This window comes from Bradyrhizobium sp. S3.12.5 (assembly GCF_040548225.1).
In the GTDB taxonomy this organism is placed as follows: domain Bacteria; phylum Pseudomonadota; class Alphaproteobacteria; order Rhizobiales; family Xanthobacteraceae; genus Bradyrhizobium; species Bradyrhizobium cytisi.
The window spans coordinates 256,064-276,990 of record NZ_JBEPRF010000002.1; the positions used below are offsets into that span (position 1 = coordinate 256,064).

At 64.7% G+C, this 20,927-nt stretch carries 21 protein-coding genes; 13 read left to right on the forward strand and 8 right to left on the reverse strand.

Annotated elements, in window-relative coordinates; all coding sequences use genetic code 11:
* The first annotated feature begins 17 nt into the window (after positions 1-17).
* From scpA to meaB, 6 genes are all read left to right on the forward strand, one after another.
* Complete coding sequence (gene scpA, locus ABIC09_RS03290; protein WP_354108383.1) at positions 18-2,174, forward strand: methylmalonyl-CoA mutase; 2,157 nt, start codon at positions 18-20, stop codon at positions 2,172-2,174.
* A gap of 157 nt (positions 2,175-2,331) precedes the next feature.
* Positions 2,332-3,135 (forward strand): RsiV family protein, encoded by an 804-nt coding sequence (locus tag ABIC09_RS03295; protein WP_502917636.1) that lies wholly within the window; start codon positions 2,332-2,334, stop codon positions 3,133-3,135.
* A 120-nt stretch (positions 3,136-3,255) separates the two neighbouring features.
* Complete coding sequence (locus ABIC09_RS03300) at positions 3,256-4,245, forward strand: tripartite tricarboxylate transporter substrate binding protein (protein ID WP_354084469.1); 990 nt, start codon at positions 3,256-3,258, stop codon at positions 4,243-4,245.
* Positions 4,246-4,369: 124 nt separating this feature from the next.
* Positions 4,370-4,684, forward strand: a complete 315-nt coding sequence (locus ABIC09_RS03305) for a nucleotidyltransferase family protein (RefSeq protein WP_148752047.1) — start codon at positions 4,370-4,372, stop codon at positions 4,682-4,684.
* The gene (locus ABIC09_RS03310) at positions 4,685-5,029 is read left to right on the forward strand and encodes a HepT-like ribonuclease domain-containing protein (RefSeq protein ID WP_354108384.1); all 345 of its coding nucleotides are present in this window, start codon (positions 4,685-4,687) and stop codon (positions 5,027-5,029) included.
* Positions 5,030-5,050: 21 nt separating this feature from the next.
* Entirely contained in the window at positions 5,051-6,037 is a 987-nt protein-coding gene (meaB, locus tag ABIC09_RS03315) for a methylmalonyl Co-A mutase-associated GTPase MeaB (protein WP_354108474.1), read from the forward strand.
* A gap of 76 nt (positions 6,038-6,113) precedes the next feature.
* Here the strand turns inward: meaB and ABIC09_RS03320 are convergent, their stop codons facing one another.
* Positions 6,114-7,016 (reverse strand): haloalkane dehalogenase, encoded by a 903-nt coding sequence (locus ABIC09_RS03320; RefSeq protein WP_354108385.1) that lies wholly within the window; start codon positions 7,014-7,016, stop codon positions 6,114-6,116.
* An 88-nt stretch (positions 7,017-7,104) separates the two neighbouring features.
* On the opposite strand from ABIC09_RS03320, the gene ABIC09_RS03325 reads away from it, so the two are divergent.
* From ABIC09_RS03325 to ABIC09_RS03335, 3 genes are all read left to right on the forward strand, one after another.
* On the forward strand, positions 7,105-7,710 hold the full coding sequence (locus tag ABIC09_RS03325; RefSeq protein WP_148752050.1) for a CGNR zinc finger domain-containing protein: 606 nt from the start codon (positions 7,105-7,107) through the stop codon (positions 7,708-7,710).
* Between the two features lie 82 nt (positions 7,711-7,792).
* Positions 7,793-8,440 carry a pyroglutamyl-peptidase I gene (locus ABIC09_RS03330; RefSeq protein ID WP_148752051.1) on the forward strand — a complete coding sequence of 216 codons (648 nt, stop codon included), beginning with the start codon at positions 7,793-7,795 and terminating at the stop codon, positions 8,438-8,440.
* A 202-nt stretch (positions 8,441-8,642) separates the two neighbouring features.
* Positions 8,643-10,013, forward strand: a complete 1,371-nt coding sequence (locus tag ABIC09_RS03335; RefSeq protein ID WP_354108386.1) for a TIGR03808 family TAT-translocated repetitive protein — start codon at positions 8,643-8,645, stop codon at positions 10,011-10,013.
* Positions 10,014-10,024: 11 nt separating this feature from the next.
* On the opposite strand, the gene ABIC09_RS03340 is transcribed toward ABIC09_RS03335, so the two are convergent.
* The 4 genes from ABIC09_RS03340 to ABIC09_RS03355 form a co-directional block, all read right to left on the reverse strand.
* Positions 10,025-10,687, reverse strand: coding sequence for a TIGR03809 family protein (locus ABIC09_RS03340; protein ID WP_354108387.1), 663 nt, complete (start codon positions 10,685-10,687; stop codon positions 10,025-10,027).
* 480 nt (positions 10,688-11,167) lie between these two features.
* Complete coding sequence (locus ABIC09_RS03345; protein ID WP_354108388.1) at positions 11,168-12,856, reverse strand: S8 family serine peptidase; 1,689 nt, start codon at positions 12,854-12,856, stop codon at positions 11,168-11,170.
* Between the two features lie 16 nt (positions 12,857-12,872).
* On the reverse strand, positions 12,873-13,565 hold the full coding sequence (locus ABIC09_RS03350) for a hypothetical protein (protein WP_148752055.1): 693 nt from the start codon (positions 13,563-13,565) through the stop codon (positions 12,873-12,875).
* Positions 13,562-14,131 carry a sigma-70 family RNA polymerase sigma factor gene (locus tag ABIC09_RS03355; protein ID WP_354031869.1) on the reverse strand — a complete coding sequence of 190 codons (570 nt, stop codon included), beginning with the start codon at positions 14,129-14,131 and terminating at the stop codon, positions 13,562-13,564. The genes ABIC09_RS03350 and ABIC09_RS03355 overlap by 4 nt, the downstream gene beginning before the upstream one ends.
* Before the next feature lie 437 nt (positions 14,132-14,568).
* Between ABIC09_RS03355 and ABIC09_RS03360 the strand changes: the two genes are divergently transcribed.
* Together ABIC09_RS03360 and ABIC09_RS03365 are read left to right on the forward strand one after the other, a co-directional pair.
* Positions 14,569-15,726, forward strand: a complete 1,158-nt coding sequence (locus ABIC09_RS03360; protein ID WP_148752056.1) for a GGDEF domain-containing protein — start codon at positions 14,569-14,571, stop codon at positions 15,724-15,726.
* A 60-nt stretch (positions 15,727-15,786) separates the two neighbouring features.
* On the forward strand, positions 15,787-16,899 hold the full coding sequence (locus tag ABIC09_RS03365) for a DUF2336 domain-containing protein (RefSeq protein ID WP_354108389.1): 1,113 nt from the start codon (positions 15,787-15,789) through the stop codon (positions 16,897-16,899).
* 178 nt (positions 16,900-17,077) lie between these two features.
* On the opposite strand, the gene ABIC09_RS03370 is transcribed toward ABIC09_RS03365, so the two are convergent.
* The 3 genes from ABIC09_RS03370 to ABIC09_RS03380 form a co-directional block, all read right to left on the reverse strand.
* Complete coding sequence (locus ABIC09_RS03370) at positions 17,078-17,728, reverse strand: response regulator (protein ID WP_354108390.1); 651 nt, start codon at positions 17,726-17,728, stop codon at positions 17,078-17,080.
* 122 nt (positions 17,729-17,850) lie between these two features.
* Positions 17,851-18,489: an NrsF family protein gene (locus ABIC09_RS03375; RefSeq protein WP_148752058.1), complete on the reverse strand. Its 639-nt coding sequence runs from the start codon at positions 18,487-18,489 to the stop codon at positions 17,851-17,853.
* 2 nt (positions 18,490-18,491) lie between these two features.
* Positions 18,492-19,037 carry a sigma-70 family RNA polymerase sigma factor gene (locus ABIC09_RS03380; protein ID WP_187434940.1) on the reverse strand — a complete coding sequence of 182 codons (546 nt, stop codon included), beginning with the start codon at positions 19,035-19,037 and terminating at the stop codon, positions 18,492-18,494.
* Positions 19,038-19,327: 290 nt separating this feature from the next.
* Between ABIC09_RS03380 and ABIC09_RS03385 the strand changes: the two genes are divergently transcribed.
* Both ABIC09_RS03385 and ABIC09_RS03390 read left to right on the forward strand, forming a co-directional pair.
* Complete coding sequence (locus tag ABIC09_RS03385) at positions 19,328-19,993, forward strand: hypothetical protein (protein ID WP_148752060.1); 666 nt, start codon at positions 19,328-19,330, stop codon at positions 19,991-19,993.
* Positions 19,994-20,144: 151 nt separating this feature from the next.
* A complete protein-coding gene (locus ABIC09_RS03390; protein WP_354084456.1) occupies positions 20,145-20,924 on the forward strand; it encodes an enoyl-CoA hydratase in 780 nt (259 codons plus the stop codon).
* Positions 20,925-20,927: the final 3 nt, after the last annotated feature.

A 20,927-nucleotide genomic window follows, 5' to 3' on the forward strand; every position in this document is an offset into this window, starting at 1 on the left:
AACTGTGAGTTGAAACCATGAGCCGCATTCCAAACTTTGCAGACATTGCCTTCGAGCGGACCGCAACCGCCGCCCCGACCGGCAGCGCCGAGCCGTGGCTGACGCCCGAGGGCATTCTGGTGAAGCCGGCCTATGGCGAGGCCGATCTGGCCGGGCTCGATTTCCTCGATACCTATCCGGGCATCGCGCCGTTCCTGCGTGGCCCCTACCCGACCATGTATGTCAACCAGCCCTGGACTATCAGGCAGTATGCCGGCTTCTCCACGGCGGAGGACTCCAACGCGTTCTACCGCCGCAACCTGGCGGCCGGACAGAAGGGCCTCTCTGTCGCCTTCGATCTCGCCACCCATCGCGGCTATGACAGCGATCATCCGCGCGTCGGCGGCGACGTCGGCATGGCCGGCGTGGCGATCGATTCCATCTACGACATGCGCACGCTGTTTGCGGGCATTCCGCTCGACCAGATGAGCGTCTCCATGACCATGAACGGCGCGGTGCTGCCGATTCTCGCGCTCTACGTTGCCGCCGCCGAGGAACAAGGCGTTCCGCCGGAGAAACTCTCAGGGACTATTCAGAACGACATTTTGAAAGAGTTCATGGTGCGCAACACCTATATCTATCCACCCGCGCCCTCGATGCGGATCATCTCGGACATCTTCGCCTACACCTCGCAGAAGATGCCGAAATACAACTCCATTTCCATTTCCGGCTATCACATGCAGGAGGCCGGTGCGACGCAGGATCTCGAGCTCGCCTATACGCTCGCCGACGGCGTCGAATATCTGCGCGCCGGCCTTGCCGCAGGCCTGGATGTCGACCGCTTCGCGCCGCGCCTGTCGTTCTTCTGGGCGATCGGCATGAACTTCTTCATGGAAGTCGCCAAGCTGCGCGCCGCGCGGCTGCTCTGGGCGAAACTGCTCAAGCCGTTCAATCCCAGGGATCCGCGCTCGCTGTCGCTGCGCACGCATTGCCAGACTTCCGGCTGGTCGCTGACCGCGCAGGATGTCTTCAACAACGTAATGCGCACGACGGTGGAGGCAATGGCGGCCACCCAAGGTCATACCCAGTCGCTGCACACCAATGCGCTCGATGAAGCCTTGGCGCTGCCGACCGATTTCTCGGCGCGCATCGCCCGCAACACCCAGCTGTTCCTGCAGCAGGAGAGCGGCACCACCCGTATCATCGATCCCTGGGGCGGCTCCTATTATGTCGAGCGGCTCACGCGCGACCTCGCCGCAAAAGCTTGGAGCCACATCCAGGAGGTCGAGGAGCTCGGCGGCATGGCGAAGGCGATCGAGGCCGGCGTGCCGAAGCTGCGCATCGAGGAGGCCTCGGCCAAGACCCAGGCGCGCATCGATGCCGGCAAGCAGGCGGTGATCGGCGTCAACAAGTACAAGCCGACTGACGAGGCGCCGATCGACGTCCTCAAGGTCGACAACACCAACGTTCGCCGGCTCCAGATCGACAAGCTGGCGCGGCTGAAATCCGAGCGCAGCCAGAAGGACGTCGAGGCCGCGCTCGCCGCGTTGACGCGCTCGGCCGGCGAAGGCAACGGCAATCTGCTCGCGCTCGCGATCGACGCGGCACGGGCCAAGGCGACCGTCGGCGAAATCTCTGACGCAATGGAGAAAGTGTTCGGCCGGCACCGCGCCGAGATCAAATCCATCACCGGCGTCTACAAGCGGGAGGCGTCCAGCATGGGCAATCAGGTCGAGAAGGTTCAGGCGCTGATCGATGCGTTCGAGGAGGCCGAAGGCCGCCGCCCGCGTATCCTGGTCGCCAAGATCGGCCAGGACGGCCACGACCGCGGCCAGAAGGTGATTGCCTCGGCTTTCGCCGACATCGGCTTCGATGTCGATATCGGGCCGCTGTTCGCCACCGCGGACGAAGCCGCAAGACAGGCGGTCGAGAACGACGTCCACATCCTCGGCGTCTCCTCGCTCGCCGCCGCCCACCTCACCGCCGTGCCGGAGCTCAAGGCCGCGCTGAAGAAGCAGGGCCGCGAGGACATCATGATCATCGTCGGCGGCGTGGTGCCTCCACAGGATTACGACGCACTCTATGCCGCCGGCGCGGAAGCGATCTTCCCGCCCGGCACGGTGATCGCGGACGCAGCCGAGGAGCTGATCCGCAAGCTGAACGCCCGGCTCGGCCATAGCGAGGCGGCGGAGTAATTCCGCCGCCGTGGGGGCCTCCTATCAAACCCGCGGGCGCGCTGCCGCGACCAATCTTCACGTCCTAGCGTTCGCGCCGCGCGTTCTGCGCCGGTTCATGTTGCGATCGCTACGCTCACGCCGATGTCCGAACGTCGCAGAATTGATGGATATTGAAGTGACATATCATCGTGCAAATGTGCGGGCAGGATTGCTCGCGAGCCTTTTTGCCGTCGCGACGATCGGCCTTGCCTCGCCCTCCCTCGCCGCCGACCCCAAGCCCGACGCCGTCGTTAAAAACAGAAACATCGAGGCGCGTGTGTTCCTTGATGACAGGATCAAGGCCGACACGCCACTCGCGGCCGATTGCCTCGCTGACGGCAAGAAATGGCTCGACAAGAACGCGGCTGACGCTGCGACCTCGCGAAAGCAGGATCCGCAATTCTTCAAGGACGGCGGTTGGGATTTCGAGCGCAAATATTCGATCCGCTCCGTCGTCGCCGACCGCTATGTGAGCATCCTGCGTGACGACTACATGGACACCCATGGCGCCCATCCCAATTCGGATGTGAACACGGTCCTGTGGGACAAGTCCGAGAGCAAGCGCATCTCGATCCGCCCGTTCTTCACCGAGACGGCCGATGGCAGCCCCGCCATGAAGACGATCGCGAAGGCCGTGATCGCCTCGCTCAGAATCGAGAAAAAGAAGCGCGACTCCAGCGAGACCGCGACCAATGAATGGTTCAAGGGCGTCGAGCCGAGCCTGCTCAAGATCGGCGCCGCGACGCTCGCGCCGTCGACCGAAACAGGCAAGAGCTCCGGCCTCACCTTCCATTATCCGCCCTATGCGGTCGGCCCCTACGCCGAGGGCCAATATGTCGCATTCGTTCCGTGGGAGACATTTAAGCCCTATCTCACGCCGGAGGGCACGCGCATCTTCGGCGGTGCGCGGCCAAAAGGCGACGCTGACGAGCAGCAATAAGTTCCGACGGAACACTTGCTCAGGGCGCCGTTGGGCGGCCGCTTGCGACATCCATGCAAAGCCGCGTAGCATATTGCATTGACGCGAGCCCGATTCCCGAGGGCGCCGCCGGGACCATTTATGCCAGGAATCACGCGCCGCATTTTCGCGGCTTCTTCTGTGGCTGCCGCCACGTCCGCCCTCCTCTCACCTGCGCGCGCGCAAGCCTATCCGGCGCGGCCGGTAACCTTGATCGTGCCGTGGGGTGCGGGCGGCGGCACGGATGCGACCGCGCGCATCGTCGCGACGCTGCTGGAGAAGGAGCTCGGCCAGCCGTTCAACGTCGTCAACCGCATCGGCGGATCCGGCGCCGTCGGCCATGCCGAGATCGCAGCCGCAGCGCCGGACGGCTACACGATCGGCACGCTGACCGTGGAAATCGCGATGTTGCATTGGCAAGCCCTGACGCAGCTGACGCCACGGAATTTTACGCCGCTGGCGCTGGTGAACGAAGATCCGCCTGGCGTCCAGGTATCGACGTCCTCGCCATACAAGACGGTGAAGGAGCTCATGGACGCCATCAAGCTGGCGCCTCCGGGACGGTTCAAGGCTTCAGGCACCGGACAAGGCGGCATCTGGCATCTCGCCCTTGTCGGCTGGATGCAGGCGATGGGATTGCCGGCCAATCAGGTCGCCTGGTCAGCGTCGAATGGCGCAGCACCGGCCATGCAGGATCTGGTCGCGGGCAGCCTCGATCTCACCACCTGCTCGGTGCCCGAAGCGCGCGCCACCATCGAGGCCGGCCAGGCCCGGAGCCTTGCGATCATGGCGCACGCGCGCAATCCGATCTTCCCCGACGTCCCGACGCTGAAGGAGACGCTCGGCGTCGATTATTCCACCAGCTCATGGCGCGGGATCGGCGGCCCCAAGGGCTTGCCTCCAAATATCGCCACCACGCTGACCGCGGCCTTGAAGAAGGTGTACGATTCCCCCGCCTTCAAGGACTTCATGACCGGACGCGGTTTTGGCACCGTCTGGTGCGATGCCGGTCAGTTCGAGACCTTCATGGACCAGGCGAATAGCCAGATGGGCCAGGCGATGAAAGCGGCCGGTTTTGCGAAAGCGCCATGAGATTTCGTGCCGAACGCAGAAATCGCGGCACCATTCTTTAAGCCGAGCCTTGCCTGCCCGCCGGAGCGCCTAACGGGCTCCGACGGCGCTGGGCTGGTTGACGACCCTGTGCTAATATTTGGCCATGACTGATGTCGTAGACATTTCAACCCAGACGCTCATTGAGAAGCTGAAGGAGCTTGCACCCGCCTTGAGGGCTTCCGGCATTACGCGCCTGTACCTGTTTGGATCCCGTGCGCGCGGCGACGCACGGCCCGATAGCGATCTGGATATTTTGATCGAGACGACGTCGCGCGAGGAATCGCCGCGGTTTGACCATTTCAAAGCCCTCCACTTGATTGAGGAACATCTGGGACTTCAGGTGCAAATATCGATGCGAGATTTGCTGAAACCGCGTATGGCAGAGCGGATCGCGGATGACCTGATCGAGGTATTCTGAATGCCGCCGACCGTGGAAGACCGGCTGCGGGATATTCTGGAAGCCATCACTGACATCGAAAATGCCGTGAGGGGCTTTACCTTCGATCAATTTGTCGCCGAGAAAACGACCCGGCTGGCGATCGAACGTCTTCTCGAAATCATCTGCGAAGCGTCGAGATTCATCCCCGACGATCTTAAGCGGGCCGAGCCACATATCGACTGGCGCAAGATGATCGACTTCGGAAATCTGCTTCGTCATGCCTATCACATGACGAAGGCCGAGATCGTTTGGGACATCGTTCAAATCCACCTTCCATCAATGAAATCTTGCGCTGAAAGACACATTCGCATGTCGGGCCGTTAGCGGCTGGATGCGAAGACCATGATGACCAATAGCAAGACCATCAACATCACCGCCCTCGCCCGCGAGCTCCGTACCGGCCATCGCGCGGCGCTGGCGCGGGCCATCACGCTGGTGGAGAGCCGGCGTGGCGATCATCAGGCGCAGGCGCGCGAGCTGGTGCAGATGCTCCTGCCCGATACCGGCAAGGCGGTTCGCGTCGGCATTACCGGCTCGCCCGGCGTCGGCAAATCCACCACCATCGACGTGCTCGGGACCTATCTGATCGAGCAGGGCAACAAGGTCGCGGTGCTCGCGGTCGATCCGTCCTCGGCGCGCAGCGGCGGCTCGATCCTCGGCGACAAGACGCGGATGGCACGGCTCGCGGCCTCCGACGATGCCTTCATCCGCCCCTCGCCGTCGTCAGGCACATTCGGCGGCGTCGCGGCCAAGACGCGCGAGGCGATGCTGCTGTGCGAGGCGGCCGGTTTCGACGTCGTGCTGGTCGAGACCGTCGGCATCGGACAGTCCGAGACCGCGGTCTGCGACATGACCGATTTCTTCCTCGCGCTGATGCTGCCGGGCGGCGGTGACGAGCTGCAAGGCATCAAGAAGGGCCTCGTCGAGCTCGCCGACATGATCGCGATCAACAAGGCCGACGGCGACAATCTCAAGCGCGCCAATATCACCGCGGCCGACTATCGCAGCGCGCTGCACATCCTGGCGCCGAGGTCCGCGCATTGGCATCCGCCGGTCGTCACCTATTCGGCGCTGGCCGGCACCGGCATCGCCGATCTCTGGCAGAAGGTTTTGGATCACCGCAAGGCGATGAACACGTCCGGCGAGTTCGACGCACGCCGGCGCGAGCAGCAGGTGAAATGGATGTGGTCGATGCTCGAGCAGCGCATGCTGGCACGATTGCGCAGCGAGGCGGCCGTCCGCGCCAAGGTGAAGAAGATCGAGACGGAGGTCGCCGACGGCCGTCTCACGCCGGCGCTTGCCGCCGAGGAGATCATGAAGCTCCTGCATTGAGGCCGCTTCACCGCTCCCGGCGGGGGAGGGGTGAAGCGAAGTCCGCGCTCGCGACCCAACGCAATCTCGCGATTGCCTAACTGATCTGGCCGGCTAGCACCTTCGAGACGAAGCGCGCGGTCGCCTCGCCGACCTCCTGAGGCGCCTCCTCCTGCAGGAAGTGCGATCCCTTCACCAGGACGGTCTCTTGGTTGGGCCAGGCTCTGCAGAACTCGCGCTGTGCGCCGATCAGGAAGCCCGCCGGCTCGGCATCGATGAACAGTTTCGGGATCCGGTTCTTCGACATCCAATCCGCATAGGCCTCGACGATCGCGACCACATCGGCAGGCTCGCCCTCAATCGGCAATTCGCGCGTCCAGGTCAGCATCGGCTGGCGGCTCGGACCGGGATTGCGGAAATAGCGGCGATAGACCTCCAGCGCCTCCGGCGCGATGTGGCGCAGCGGCAGCAGATATTCGATGAACAGGTTCTTCTGCAGGATCAGGTCCTCCCCTTGCGGACTCCGTTGGCCCTGGAAGAAGGCGCGCGTCGCGTCAGGCCATTCGTCCCAGGAGCGGAACGGCCGGACGATGCCTTCCATGTAAACGATCGCCTTGACCCTCTCCGGGTGGCGATGGGCCCAGTGAAAGCCGAGCGCGGCGCCCCAGTCGTGCACGACGAGGATGACATTCTCGGTCAGGCCCAGCGCATCGAACCAGGCGTCGAGATAGCGTTGGTGATCGACGAAGCGATAGGAGCCGTTCGGCGCCGCGCCCGAATTGCCCATGCCGACGAGGTCGGGCGCAAGGCAGCGGCCATAGGGCAAGAGATGGGGAATGATGTTCCGCCAGAGATAGGACGGCGTCGGAACGCCGTGCAGGAACACGATGGGATCGCCCGCGCCGACATCGACGTAGGCCATCTGGGTATCCAGCACCTCGACGTATTTCCGGTAGGAGGCTTCCTCGGTCGAGATCGGGGGATGGTTGACGTGCAACATGATGAAACTCCGTTCTCTCGTTGGACACCAGTAAAATAGAAATACTGGCGTCTTGAGTCAACCAGCAAAAGCGATTAAATGGTGTTCGATGTCGAAAGAATCGCGCAAGTTCCAAGTCCCCGACGCATTGGCGAATCTCTACGATTTCGCCAACACGCTGGATCTGCGGCACTTCACCCATCACGGTGTTCAGCATCGGCAGGCGGACGAGCTGCAAAATCTCACCGCCCTCGGCGAGTGGATGCGCGAGCACGGGCTGATGGAACGTACCGCTGCGCCATCGCAGAAGACCTTCGAGGCGGCCTTGCGGCTGCGCGCCGCGATCCGCGACTACCTCAAATGCGAGCCGGTGGAGCGCGATCGCAAGCCAGCCGTCACCGCCCCCCTCAACGCCGCGATGGAGCCGTTTGCACTGCGTGTCGCCGTCATCGGCAAGGATGGTTTTGCACTCAGGCCGGCGATGAGCGATGCGCAAGCGGGCCTGTCGGCGATCGTCGCCGAATTGTACGACGCGGCCTCGGCCGGCACGCTCGATCGGCTGAAGATGTGCGCCGCCGACGAGTGCCAGCGGGTGTTTTTCGATCGCTCGAAGCCCGGCACGCGGCGCTGGTGCCAATCCAACTTGTGTGGCAACCGGGAAAAGACGCGGACCTACCGCGAGCGCCACAGGCACGATGCCGCATCGGAGATCTGACGACCCGCGAGCTTGGAAGACGGCTGGTCCCGGTGTTTACTGGATGCCAGCGTCCCCGACAGGATCGAGAGGATCATATCCATTGTCCGATAAGCTCCGCGTTCTCGTCACCGGCTTCGGGCCCTTTCCCGGTGCGCCGCATAATCCGACCCAGCCGCTGGTGGCGCGGCTGGCGCAACTGCGCCGTCCCGCGTTCGATGATGTCGAGCTATCGCGCCACATCTTTCCGGTGACCTATGCTGCGGTCGACCGGCAATTGCCCGAGGTGCTCGCGAAAGTGAAGCCGGATGCGCTGCTGATGTTCGGCCTCGCTGCCCGCACGCCGTATCTGCGGATCGAGAGCCGCGCGCGCAACGCCGTCACCATGCTGTGGCCCGATGCCGCCAACACCCGCTCGAGCAAGCGCGGCATCGCCGGTGATGCGGACGCCATGACGTTCGGCCCGCACACGGCAAGGCTCTTGCGCGCCGCACGCCTCACCGGCATCGATGCGCGGCCCTCGCGCGACGCGGGGGCCTATCTCTGCAATTATCTGAGCTGGCGCGCGATCGAGAACGTCAGGGGCGGCGGGCCGGGGCTCGCGGCGTTCATCCACATTCCCCTGCTTGCGCGCAGCGGCGCGATGCGGCGCAAGGGCGCGCCGCGGATTACGCTGGACGAATTGGTGGATGCCGGGGAAGCGATGCTGATGGAGATGGTGCAGCTCGCAAGGAAGGCACGCGTTTCGTAGGGTGGACAAAGGCGCCCTTGCGCTGTGCCCACCATGCAACGATATGCGCGGCGACAATGGTGGGCACGCTACGCTTTGCCCGCCCTACCGCACCGCCCGTTGCGTAAACATTTAACCCTACCGCAAACAATCCTCACCGCCCCGCCCGCCCTGCGCTACCTAATCTCCGCGGACACCTCCCGCGTCCGCCGAAGGACGCGTCATGGACCTCAATCGCCGTCATCTCATTGGAGCATCGACCGCCGGCATCGCCGGTGCGCTCGCCATGCCTGTTGACGCCGCGCGCGCGGCGCCGCTGACGTCCACGCTCGGCCGCGATGCGACCCAATACGGCGTGCGGCCCGGCAGCAGCGAGGATCAGACCCGCGCGCTCCAGCGCGCGATCGACGAAGCCTCGCGCGCACAGATGCCGCTGGCGCTGCCGCCCGGAATTTACCGAACCGGACTGCTGCGGCTGCCGAATGGCGCGCAACTGATCGGCGTGCGCGGCGCGACAAAGCTTATCTTCACCGGCGGGGCCTCAGCGATCCAGAGCGACGGATCGGACTCGATCGGGCTGACCGGCCTCACCTTCGACGGCAGCGGCATTCCGCTGCCGACGCGGCGCGGCCTGATCCACGTCCTCGGTGGCCGCGACGTCCGCATCGCCGATTGCGAGATCACCGGTTCCGGCGGCAGCGGCATCTGGCTCGAGCAGGTGTCCGGCGACATCTCCGGCAATATCTTCACCAACATCGCCGTGACGGCAGTGGTCTCGTTCGACGCCAGGGGCCTCAGCGTGTCCCGCAACACCATTGTCGGTGCCAACGACAACGGCATCGAGATCCTGCGCACCGCCATCGGTGACGACGGCACGCTGGTCGCGGACAACCGCATCGAGGACATCAAGGCCGGCCCCGGCGGCTCCGGTCAGTACGGCAACGCCATCAACGCCTTCCGCGCCGGCAACGTGATCGTGCGCGGCAATCGCATCAGGAACTGCGACTACTCCGCCGTGCGCGGCAACTCGGCCTCCAACATCCACATATCAGGCAACAGCGTCAGCGAGGTGCGCGAGGTCGCGCTTTATTCCGAGTTCGCGTTCGAGGCCGCGGTGATCGCCAACAACATTGTGGATGGCGCCGCCATCGGCGTCTCCGTCTGCAATTTCAACGAAGGCGGCCGCATCGCGGTGGTTCAGGGCAACATCATCCGCAACCTGATCCCGAAGCGGCCGATCGGCACCGCGCCCGACGACGATGCCGGCGTCGGCATCTACGTCGAGGCCGACGCCTCGGTGACAGGCAATGTGATCGAGAACGCGCCGTCCTACGGCATCGTCGCCGGCTGGGGCAAATATCTGCGCGACGTCGTGATCGCGGGCAACGTGATCCGCAAGGCGCTGGCCGGCGTCGGCGTCTCCGTGGTGCCGGGCGCGGGCACCGCGCTCGTCAACAACAACATGATCTCGGAAACCCCGCGCGGCGCCGTGGTCGGCCTCGATCATGCGCGGGCCGTGACGGCGGACCTGTCGGCGGACGGCGCCCAACGCTTTGCGCAGGTGGTGGTCGGCGGCAATGCGGTGCGGCAGTAGACGGGACGCCCCTAGAACGTATTCCGCAGCAGCGGGTACTTCGCCTGGATGCCGTCGAGGCTGAAGGTGAATTCGACCACGCGCTCGGGGGCCGCGACGATTTCGGCGGCGGGTGGCGAGAAGGTCTGCAGAAACGAGGCGATCGACGGCACCGGCGCAGGCGGAGCGGTTGGCGTCATCCGAACGGCCGGCGCCGTCGGGGCGACCGGTGCAGTTGGGGCGGCCGGTGCCTCGACGATTTCGGCGAGCACGTCCAGCTCGGGCTCGAGCCTGACCGGAACGGCGGTCTCGGGCGCGATGTGCAAGGCCTTGGGCTGCACGGCCTTGGGCTGCAAGGCCTTGGGCTGCAAGGCCTGGAGCTGCAAGCTCTGGGGCTGCAAGGTCTGGGCCTGCTCGCGCGGAAACACGCGCGGCATGGTCGCGGGTGACCAGCCGAATGCGGAGGTTACGCTCGCGGCCGCCGCGGCGACGTCCCCGCCATTCGCAAGGGCGCGCCAGGTCTGGACCGCGCGCTTGGCTTCCTGGATGTTTTCGAGGAATGCGAGTTCGGAGTGATAGCGGCGCCAGCGTCCGGTCTCGAACATTTCAGAGAGATGTTCCAGCCGCTGTTCGGCGAGAGCGCACCAGCGTGCAGCAAGCTCGCGGCTTCCGGCCGCGCTGTGGCGATGAGTCATAAATCAGCCCGTCAGGAGAAATACGGACGCGACGCAACGCACACGAATCAATTTATAAGCGACATGAATATTTTGTGGAAAAGTTTTGACTTGTCCAGCAACGACAGGGCTGCCGTCACGAAATTCCGTAGTCGTGCGGAGTTTTCAGGGCTTTTCGAGTCAAGCTCCGCGCAAGCATAGCGGACTTGCCACGTTCCGCTACGGAGTCGTCACGACGATCGTGCCCGCGGGCTCAATCGCAAGCTGATTTCGCATCACGCTTCAAGAAATCGGACGCCCCAAAAAGAGAAGACCCGTCCGGGGGGACAACCGGACGGGTCAAGCCATATGGGCGCTTGGGGTGGATGGGCGCTCGCGCCTGATATGACTGATGGGGAGGGATGACCGCTCCCACATAAATTGGTCGTGGCAGCCGGCTGAACGTTCAAAGCGGGGTTCGATCTTTTAACCTTTGGCCGACGCGCAATGTCGTCGCAGGCGCTATCGCGCCGCCGGCCTATCCACCTGAGAAACCGTGGATTTATCGTCCGCGCTCGACAGCGAGGGCTGCTCGATCGCGCGTATGCCGGGGTCGTCACGACGCTTCTCGGCATCTTCACGTTTAGTTGTACCGGACGCAGCCGCGACCGGCGTCGTGCTGTCAACCGGAACGGCCATGACCGCGGCAAACGCATCGGGCTCGCCGTCGCCGAAGAGATCATCACGCCCGGGTGAACCGAGGTCACGCGCGGTCTTCGCCAGCGTCATGCGCAACGCTTCCGGCTTCAGGGCATAGTTGCGCTCGAGCAGCAACGCCGCGACGCCGGAGACATAGGCTGCCGAGAACGAGGTGCCCGACGTCATCTGGTATTTGCCATCCGGCGCCGGCAGGAAGATGTCGACGCCCGGCGCCGCCAGCGCGATGTAATTGCCGCGGTTGGACGCGGTGAACAGCTTGTCCTGCTGGTCGGTCGCACTGACCGCGATCACGTTGGGATTGGCCGCGGGATAAAGCGGCGGCGATTTGGCGCCGGCATTGCCGGCGGCCGCGATCAGCACCAGGCCACGCGCGGCAGTTGCCGCGATCGCACGCTCGATCACGGCGTCCTTCGGACCGGCAAAGCTCATATTGACGATCTGGGCGCCGTGCTCGGCTGCGTAATTGAGCGAGCGCAGGACGATGTAGGACGAGCTCTCGGCGCTGCCGTTGGTGCCGCCGAAGGCGCGAATGGCGATGATGCGCGCTTCCGGCGCGCTGCCCATCAGCTTCGCATGGGCCACGATGGCCCCCGCAATGCCGGTGCCGTGGATATGGGGGCCCTCGCTGCTGCCGAGCGCGTCGAAATTGTCGGCGATGGAGTTGGCGAGTTCGGGGTGCCTGGCATCGATGCCGGAATCGATCACGGCGACCGTGACATTGGCACCGTGCGCCAGCGTATGGGCTTGCGGCAGGCGCAGCTTCGACAGCGCATATTGCGCCGGATCGCCCTCGGTCGGCACCGCCGACTTCTGGTCCTGGAGCACGTAACGGAAGTTCGGCTGGAGCGAACGCACGCTGCCGTCGGCGGCAAATTCGCGCCGCACCGTCTCATACGGCCGGCCGTCGGCGATGCGGAACAGGCCGACCGTGGCCCCGATCAGCGGAAAGCTTTCCGAAGAGACGCGCGTCAAGCCGTGGCGCCGCGCGAGCTCATCGGCCTCGGTCAGCGACAACGCACTGTCGATCTCGGCCACGAACTCGTTGGCGAAGCTGCGCAGATTTACGGCGACCGACGTATTATTGCCCCGCCCCTTGCCGGCACTCTTCCTGGCCGATTTGCCGGAGCCGTCGCCGCCTCCGCTCGGCTGTGCCAGGCACTCGCCGTCGGCGTCGCGATAGGCTGCCGTGCAGGCCGGGTAGAGGTTCGGCGAGTAGCGCGCATAGGGCAGCACCGGCGTCAAGCCGATCCGTGCCGTGGAGATATGCGGGATGGCGGGGGTGACCCGAGGACCGCGGTCGACGCTCATCACCCTGGCCGCGACACCCGGAGAGATCGTCGGCGTCCGCGAGGGAACACTGATGGCCGGCGTGCGCATGATCGCCTGGGCGTGCGTCCCCTCGATGCCGAGGCAGGCGGCGAGCAGGAGTGCGGCTCCGGCAGACGAAGCGTAGGCCCCGGCTTGCAACTGACTCTCGGACTTGCGCGTCATTGGTGCAGCGGCGCGGTTAAGGCGCCGCCACGGCGAGGTTGACGAACTTCTCGCGCTGCATCCTGCCGAGCAGCGCAGTGAGCTCGTCCTGGCTCATCGCCTTGTCGAACTGCAGACGGAACATGCCGCCCCTGGCATCGCCGATGATCGAGGCCTGGTAGCTGTCGAGCAGCGCGGTGATGTCGGCGACGCGCGCCTCGGGCGTGAAGCGCACCAGCGCCCGCGAAGGTGCTGCCGCCCCGAGCTCGCGCGTGATCGGTGCGCCGGTCGAGAGCGATGCGGTCTGGAAGGTCGAGGTCTGGGTCTTCATCAGCACGGCTCCGATGATGCCGGCCTGGAGCAGCAGCGCAATGGCGCCAAGGCTCGCCGACCAGGCCAGCGCGCGCGGCGACAGGCTGGCGAAGAAGGTGGCAATGCGCGCCGACAACGGCAACGAACGGGTCGCTCGCGCCGGCTCGGCGTCAATCGCGGCGAACAGCTTCTGCATCGCGCGCGCCGACGGAGCGCCAAGGCTCTCGTTCAAATGAATCGTCTCTTCGTATTCGCCACGGATCGCCGCATACTGCCTGGCGAGCGCAGGATCGCTGGCGAGCGCTTCCTCGACGCGGCGGGCATCGCGGGCGTTCAGCGTGCCAGCAGCGTGCCACGGCAGCAGCAATTCAATTTCACTGGGCTCTTGCTCCAGCATCTTCTTGCTCAACGCCATCATGGCCAGCCTCGCTCAATGCCGGCTGCCTTCAGCAGTTCGGCCAGTTTCTTGCGCGCATAGAACAAGCGCGTCTTCACAGTGTTCTCCGGGATCCCGACGATCTCAGCCACCTCTTCCACGGACTTCTCGTGGTAGTAGACGAGATCGACGATTTCCCGATGGTCCGGCGAGAGGCCCGTCAGGCACTCCCGCAACGCTTCACTGGTGTTCTTCTTCTGAACCGCCGTCTCTGGATTGTCGGCCGAATCCTCGATTGCATTGGCGGCCTCGTCGTCCAACTCAAAATCCTTTCGCCGCCGAAGCGCAGACAGGGCCTTGAATCGGGTGATTGCCAGCAGCCAGGTGGAAACGGCGGATCGGCCCTCGAACTTGCCGGCTTGACGCCAGACGTCGAGAAATACCTCGCTGATGAGGTCTTCCGCCGTCTGCTCGTCCCGCACGAGCCTGAGCCCGAACCTGTAAACCCTGACATGGTGCCGCCCGTACAGCACCTGCATGGCGAGCCGGTCACCTTGGGCGATCCTGGCGATGAGGACCTCGTCCGTAGCCGCCTGTGTCACGCTCAAAGGCCGTCTCGCAAGGTTTGTCGGGTCGATGCAGGGGACGGTTCGACGAGAGGGGTAAAATTCTTCAGGCTACCGCACTGATACGGGGATCTGTGTGATCTACCCCACATAAGCGCAATTTCCTTGCCCCACCCGTGGCGGTCGGCCGCCTCTCTCCAGAACGGTAACATAATACGGAAACACTCTCTTGCGGACTTGCCGTGAGCCGGCCATGCGGCCCGGTCGAGCCCCGTCCATAACACGGCCCTGTGCACCTTATGTCGCACGGGGCCGGCTTTGGTCCGGGATATCGCCTGCGATGCCTAACCGGCTGCAAAATTCCGCGCGGCACGAACCCTTCACCCGCGCCGCGTTCCCCGGATTCGGTGCAAAAGGATACCAAACCTAAAGGCTTGCCACGTAGATTTTTTCGGCTGACATCCACCATTGGCGGGACCATGAGCACGGCCGCGACGTCCTTTCCGGAGAGGAATGCCGCAGAGGTCGCGGATCTCGTCCTCGCACCCGAAGCAGCCGCACCGGAGATGTTGGCGCGGCGGATCCGGCAGCGCCGGCAGATGTATATCGGCCAGGTCGCGAGCTATTCGCTCGGCGGCCTTGTCCTGCTGCTCTACGCCTATGACGGCACCGTCCACATGAACGTTCCGTCGCTGTTCTGGGTCGGCGGCCTCTTGATCATCGGCATCTTCGTCGTGATGTCGGAGGCCGGCGTCGGCGACAAGCACGCCGACCATTATCTCACGGTGTTCCAGATCTCGGCGCATATGGCGCTGCAATTCATATTCCTGGTGTCGGCGCCGACGATCGGGATCGCCTTCATCAGCGTGCTGTTCCTGATCTTCGCATTCGGCACGCTGCGCATGACCTCGGCCCAGGCGATGCTGACCTGGGCCCTCGCCTCCGCGGCGCTTGCGGCCGTGTTCCTCGGCTCGGACCTGCCGATCGGCATGCCGGTGGCGACGCGGTTGCAGCGGACCGCCTCGATGCTGTGCTTCATGCTGGTGATCGGCCAGTGCGCCTTCCTCGGCCTGTTCGGCGCAACGCTGCGCAAGATCCTGTACCGGCGCAGCATCGAGCTGAAAGCTGCTTATCGGCGCATCGAGGAGCTCGCCGAGCTCGACGAGCTGACCGGCTCCTACAACCGCCGCTGCATCATGCGACTTCTCGACGCCGAGATGGAAAAGTCGCGGCAGGCGGCCGCACCTTGCGCCATCGCACTGATCGACCTCGATTGGTTCAAGCGCATCAACGACGCCTACGGCCATCCCGTCGGCGACGAGGTGCTGCGCACCTTCGCCATCACCATCTTCGCCAACATCCGGCCCGACGACCGTTTCGGCCGCTATGGCGGCGAGGAATTCCTGCTGCTGCTGCCCGGCACCGCAAACGAGGCCGCATCGCGCATGCTCGAGCGGCTGCGCGGCATCATCGCCGATCTCGACTGGAGCGCATTCTCGCCCGGCATGAGCGTGACCATTTCCGCCGGCGTCGTGACGCTACGCAACAACGATACTGCCGACACGTTTCTCGCGCGCGCCGACAGCGCGCTCTATTCCGCCAAGGCACAAGGCCGCAACCGCATTGCAACGAGCTGACCAATCCATTTGCCGGAGCGTGAGAAGACGCCGCCGGACCAATCGCTCCAGGACAGGGCCATGAGAACCAAAACCGCCAAATCATCCGAAAACCTGCTCGACGAATTGCAGTCCGCACTCTCGCACGGCACCGTCGCGCGCCGGGTCGAGACGCTGCGCCGGGTCACCGACCTCTTCATCAACAACGCGGTGGATTATTCCGACGACCATGTCCGCGTCTTCGACGACGTCTTCCAGTGCCTGATCGAACAGATCGAGACCTCGGCGAAAGCGCTGCTCGCCGACCGCCTCGCGACGATCCCGGCCGCACCGCCCAAAATCATACGTACGCTCGCACTCGATGAGGTGATCGAGGTCGCCGGTCCCGTACTGACGAAGTCGGAGCGGCTCGACGAGACCACCCTGATCGAGATCGCGCGCAGCAAGGGCCAGGCCCATCTCAAGGCGATCTCGCTGCGGCGGGTGCTGTCGGAGGCGCTGACCGATGTGCTGGTGGCACGCGGCAACGAAGACGTGGTGCAGTCGACCGTCAGCAATCCGGGCGCGCAGCTCTCCGAGGGCAGCCTCACCGACCTCGTCACCCGCGCCGCGCGCGACGATGACCTCGCCGCCTGCATCGGCCTGCGGCCCGACCTGCCGCGCCATCACTATCTGAAGCTGATCGCCAAGGCCTCCCTGAGCGTGCGCAGGAAGCTGGAGGCGGCCCATCCGGAGCTCGCCGACGAAGTGTCGAGCGTGGTCCAGGAAGCCGCGCAGCGGATCCGCGCCGCCGCCATGAGCCGGCAGACCGAGATGGCACGCGCGCTGGTGAAGTCACTCCACGACGACGGCCGTCTCAACGAATTCCAGGTCACGACCTTCGCCGAACAGGGCAAGTTCGATGAGACCAATGCGGGGCTCGCAGCGCTCGCCGGCGTTGCAGTGGAGACCGTCGAGAACATGATGATCGAGAGCCGGACCGAGGGCGTGATGATCCTCGCCAAGGTCGCCGGAATGCAATGGTCGAGCGTGCGCGCGATCATCGCCATGCGCGAAAAGCTGTCCGGCGGCTCGCAGACCGACATACTGACGCTACGCGATACCTACGAGGCCCTGCGCAGCTCGACGGCGCAGCAGGTGCTGCGCTTCCACCGCATGCAGCGGGGTGCGACGAGCCCAACGCCGGCCGCTTAGCCGGCGAGCTCCTCAGGACATATGCTGCCGCCAGGGAGATCAGGATGTTGGCGACCACCACGCCATAGGAATTGCGATACAAGAGCTCGACGAGCGCCCCGCGTATCTTGTCCTCTTGCATCGAAACCTCTCCGCGCGCCGGCAGGTGCGGCAGCTTCGTTTGCGAGTTGCCGTTGCGCTAACCCGCTGGAAGGCCGAGACGAACCGCGTAGGCTGTCAATTCGGCACCACTGTGCAGATCGAGCTTCCGCATAAGATTCTCGCGATGTTTCCTGGCAGTCAGCGGGCTGATGCCGAGACGGCTGGCGATGTCGCGATTGGTGACGCCATGAGGGATCATTCCGAGGATTTGCCGCTCACGCCTCGTCAACGTAACCGGAGATATGATCGCTGCCGTGGGCTCCGGGGGTTCGTTCGGGCCGTCATGCTGGTTCACCGCAAAGCGAACCTCCTCCGCCACATAGGCGTTGCCTGTTCTGATGGCTGCGATCGCAGCGATGAGTTCGGATGGATCGCCGCTCTTGGTCAAATAGCCATTGGCGCCCGCGGAAAAGGCTGCCCGAACGGAACGTGGCTCGACATTGGCGGTGAGGACCAGAACCCGCAGCTCCGGCCATGCCGTTCTCAGTTGGGCTATGAACTGAAATCCGCTCACACCCGGCATGCCGAGATCGAGGATGAGAAGATCGGCGGAGTTTTCATTCAGCAGCCGATGAACCGTTTCAGCGTCCGCCGCTTCACCACTGACAGTAAGCTCGTCCACGGTCGACAGAAGCTGTTTCAGGCCTTCCCGCATGATGGCGTGATCGTCGGCAATGATCGTCCTCACCAGTCTGCACCTGTGTCGCGCCCGCCCGTAACGGTACTAGGATATCAGTCAACCCCAATCAAGGATGCAGCGGTCGAGATGAACGGTCACAGGCCGAAGACAATTTAGAGTAACCACGCTGCCTAGTAGCGCAGCACTTTGGAGCCAACCGCCGCGCCGATCGCGGTCACGACCGCCGTCGCGATCGTGTACCAGGTCGCGACGAACAGCGGCGAGTCGTCGGTGCAGTGCGAGGCGTAGAGCGTGGCGGCGAGCCCGGCCGACAGCAGGCCAGCAAGCGCACCGGCCAACGCCGGCCGCGACGGCGCGCCGTGGCGCAGACCAAACAGGGCGCCCGCGAGCAGCGGCAGCGACATCGCGGGAATCGCCAGCATGCACCACCGCGAGTTCTTGCCGACGAGCCGCATCGTCATCGGCATGGCCGGCGCCATCATCGCCTCGCTGCCGATCGCGACTGCAAGCAGCCCGACGGGGAGCAGCAGGAGCCAGCCCCAGCCGCGCATCAAGGCTTCGGGCCGCGACAGATGCAGGCTGATGATGATCGCGGGAATCGCGAGCGACAGCGTGACTGCGAACTTCATGTCGAAGAACGGGTTGTGCATGGCGCTCATCACGTCCGGCCGCACGCCGAGAAACGTCGCGAAGATCAGGATGGACAAAGGCGCCGCCACGAGAAGTGCCATGGTCAGCATCGCGCCAACACGCGGGGCGCGATGGGTGTTATCGGCCGCAAGGCTACGAATGAGTTGATCGGTATCCATGACTAGTGGTCCCGTAGTTTGGCAGTCAGGGCCGAAAGCCCCCGATGCAGTGCGACCCGCACGGCACCTTCGCTCATCGAGAATTTCGCCGCCGTATCCTTGATCGAGGTGCTGTCGACCGCGATCGACTGCAACACGTCGCGTTGGCGCTGCGGCAGGGTGTTGAGCTGCGCCGTCACCTCGCCTGCCGAGGCCGTCTCCTGCGGCGTCTCGCCGGGCAGCGTCTCGGCGAAATCGTCGATGTTGACGAAGACGCGGCGGCCGCGGCGCCTGAGCGCATCGATCAGCTTGTTGCGGCCGATCGCGAACAGCCAGGGAGCGAAAGGCGCTTCGCTGTCCCAGGTGTGCCGCTTCAGATGCACCGCCAACAAAATCTCCTGCACGATATCCTCGGCCTGATCGGGAGGCTGCCCGGCCCTTGCCAGGCCGCGCCTCGCGGCAGCGCGCAGCACCGGGGTGACCGCCCTCAACAGGCGATGATATGCCGCATCATCCCCTGCCATGGCCGACCGCATCAGGCCGGTCCACTCGTCCTCACGTCCGCGCACGCGCGCCCTCACCATTGCAATTCGGCCGCTCTTTCAATTTGTTACGTCGGGACCTGCGTGATCACGAAGTCGTGATCAACGCTGGGCCCTGACCGCAAGGCAGCCGCAGAAACTCTGTCAGGGGCTCATAACACCGATCGGTCTCTGCCGCACCCGGCCGCGTCTGTACCCCACCGGTTTGCCCCGGTTTTGCCCGGTCTGGCCCGAAGATTCCCATTTTTTGCCCCGCTGTCGTCATGGGCCGGGGTCTCTGTTCGCCCCGGGACGGGCGAATTGGGGAGATCGTCAACATGATGAAAGCCAGCGGACGCGCGGCATTGGTCGTTCTGGCCGGACTATTGCTGCTGTTTGGAGCTTCGGTGCAGGCCGCGCCGAGCTCTGCGAGCACGAAGCCGGACGGCGCAAGCAAACAGGCCGAAGCGGACAAGCCGGGTAAGCAGCGACGCCATTCGTCGCGCCACACCGACAGCAAGACGGCGCAGAAATCCGACGACAAGACTGACAAGGCGGATGCCACGCCGCAGGCCGACGAGGCCAAGGCTGGCAAAGAGGCCAGCACCGACGTTCCGGCGTCGAGCCAGATGCCCCCGGAAGTCGCCAATGCGAACGCGCAGCTCGCCGCCGACACGCCGCCCGCGGCCGCAGCCTCGGCGATGACGGGCCGCGCCAATGACAATGTGCAGGCCGCGGCCGACAGTCCCGCCGCTCCGGGCGCCGAAAACCAGGTGGTCGCGCCCGACCAGCTCAACGACCTCGATCGCGCCCTGCAACAGGACAATCCGCCCGTGCAGAAGGCCGTGGTCGCCGCAACCGACGCGCAGCCGCGCCCGGCGCCGGTGATGGCAAGCAGCCAGCCGAGCTCGGCCTGGGACCAGAGCTCCCTGATCGGGAAGATCTTCATCGGCGTCGGCACGCTGCTGACGCTGGCCTCCGCCGCGCGCATGTTCATGGCCTAGGTCTTGGCCCAAGTCTTGGCCTAGCTAGGTCTTGGCCTAACGGCTCATTTCGGGGCGCGCGCTACCCGCGCGTCCCGGCGGCTTTTGGCCCCCTTGAAGGCATCCGCGACAGCAGGCACATTGCCCGCCCAATCAAAAGCGTGGGTGGAGCATGAGCACGTTCGAACACATCATCGTCGAAAGCAAAGGCGCGGTCGGCATCATCAAGCTGAACCGGCCGAAGTTGCTCAACGCGCTCTCCTTCGGCGTCTTTCGCGAGATTGCCGCCGCCGTCGACGATCTCGAAGCCGATGACGCCATCGGCTGCATCGTCGTGACCGGCAGCGAGAAGGCCTTCGCCGCCGGCGCCGACATCAAGGAGATGCAGCCGAAGGGCTTCATCGACATGTTCTCCGAAGATTTCGCCGCGATCGGCGGCGACCGCATCGCGCGCTGCCGCAAGCCGACCATTGCAGCGGTCGCCGGCTATGCGCTCGGCGGCGGCTGCGAGCTCGCCATGATGTGCGACTTCATCATCGCCGCCGACACTGCCAAATTCGGCCAGCCCGAGATCACGCTCGGCACCATCCCCGGCATCGGCGGCACCCAGCGCCTCACCCGCGCGATCGGCAAGTCCAAGGCAATGGATCTCTGCCTCACCGGCCGCATGATGGATGCGGCGGAAGCCGAACGCAGCGGCCTCGTCAGCCGCATCGTGCCGGCCGACAAGCTGATGGACGAGACGATGGCGGCCGCGGAGAAGATTGCCGCGATGTCACGCCCTGCCGTCGCAATGGCCAAGGAAGCAGTCAATCGCGCCTTCGAGACCACGCTCGCCGAAGGCATGAGCGTCGAGCGGAATCTGTTCCACTCGACCTTCGCGCTCGAAGACCGCTCCGAGGGCATGGCGGCGTTCATCGAGAAGCGCAAGCCGGTGAACAAGAACCGGTAGGAT

Coding starts and splice junctions, on each gene's coding strand:
- ABIC09_RS03300 (WP_354084469.1), top strand. CDS start 3,256: ATGCCAGGAATCACGCGCCGCATTTTCGCGGCTTCTTCTGTGGCTGCC.
- ABIC09_RS03345 (WP_354108388.1), bottom strand. CDS start 12,856: ATGACGCGCAAGTCCGAGAGTCAGTTGCAAGCCGGGGCCTACGCTTCG.
- scpA (WP_354108383.1), top strand. CDS start 18: ATGAGCCGCATTCCAAACTTTGCAGACATTGCCTTCGAGCGGACCGCA.
- ABIC09_RS03390 (WP_354084456.1), top strand. CDS start 20,145: ATGAGCACGTTCGAACACATCATCGTCGAAAGCAAAGGCGCGGTCGGC.
- ABIC09_RS03335 (WP_354108386.1), top strand. CDS start 8,643: ATGGACCTCAATCGCCGTCATCTCATTGGAGCATCGACCGCCGGCATC.
- ABIC09_RS03340 (WP_354108387.1), bottom strand. CDS start 10,687: ATGACTCATCGCCACAGCGCGGCCGGAAGCCGCGAGCTTGCTGCACGC.
- ABIC09_RS03320 (WP_354108385.1), bottom strand. CDS start 7,016: ATGTTGCACGTCAACCATCCCCCGATCTCGACCGAGGAAGCCTCCTAC.
- ABIC09_RS03360 (WP_148752056.1), top strand. CDS start 14,569: ATGAGCACGGCCGCGACGTCCTTTCCGGAGAGGAATGCCGCAGAGGTC.
- ABIC09_RS03325 (WP_148752050.1), top strand. CDS start 7,105: ATGTCGAAAGAATCGCGCAAGTTCCAAGTCCCCGACGCATTGGCGAAT.
- ABIC09_RS03350 (WP_148752055.1), bottom strand. CDS start 13,565: ATGATGGCGTTGAGCAAGAAGATGCTGGAGCAAGAGCCCAGTGAAATT.
- ABIC09_RS03305 (WP_148752047.1), top strand. CDS start 4,370: ATGACTGATGTCGTAGACATTTCAACCCAGACGCTCATTGAGAAGCTG.
- ABIC09_RS03365 (WP_354108389.1), top strand. CDS start 15,787: ATGAGAACCAAAACCGCCAAATCATCCGAAAACCTGCTCGACGAATTG.
- ABIC09_RS03375 (WP_148752058.1), bottom strand. CDS start 18,489: ATGGATACCGATCAACTCATTCGTAGCCTTGCGGCCGATAACACCCAT.
- meaB (WP_354108474.1), top strand. CDS start 5,051: ATGACCAATAGCAAGACCATCAACATCACCGCCCTCGCCCGCGAGCTC.
- ABIC09_RS03310 (WP_354108384.1), top strand. CDS start 4,685: ATGCCGCCGACCGTGGAAGACCGGCTGCGGGATATTCTGGAAGCCATC.
- ABIC09_RS03385 (WP_148752060.1), top strand. CDS start 19,328: ATGATGAAAGCCAGCGGACGCGCGGCATTGGTCGTTCTGGCCGGACTA.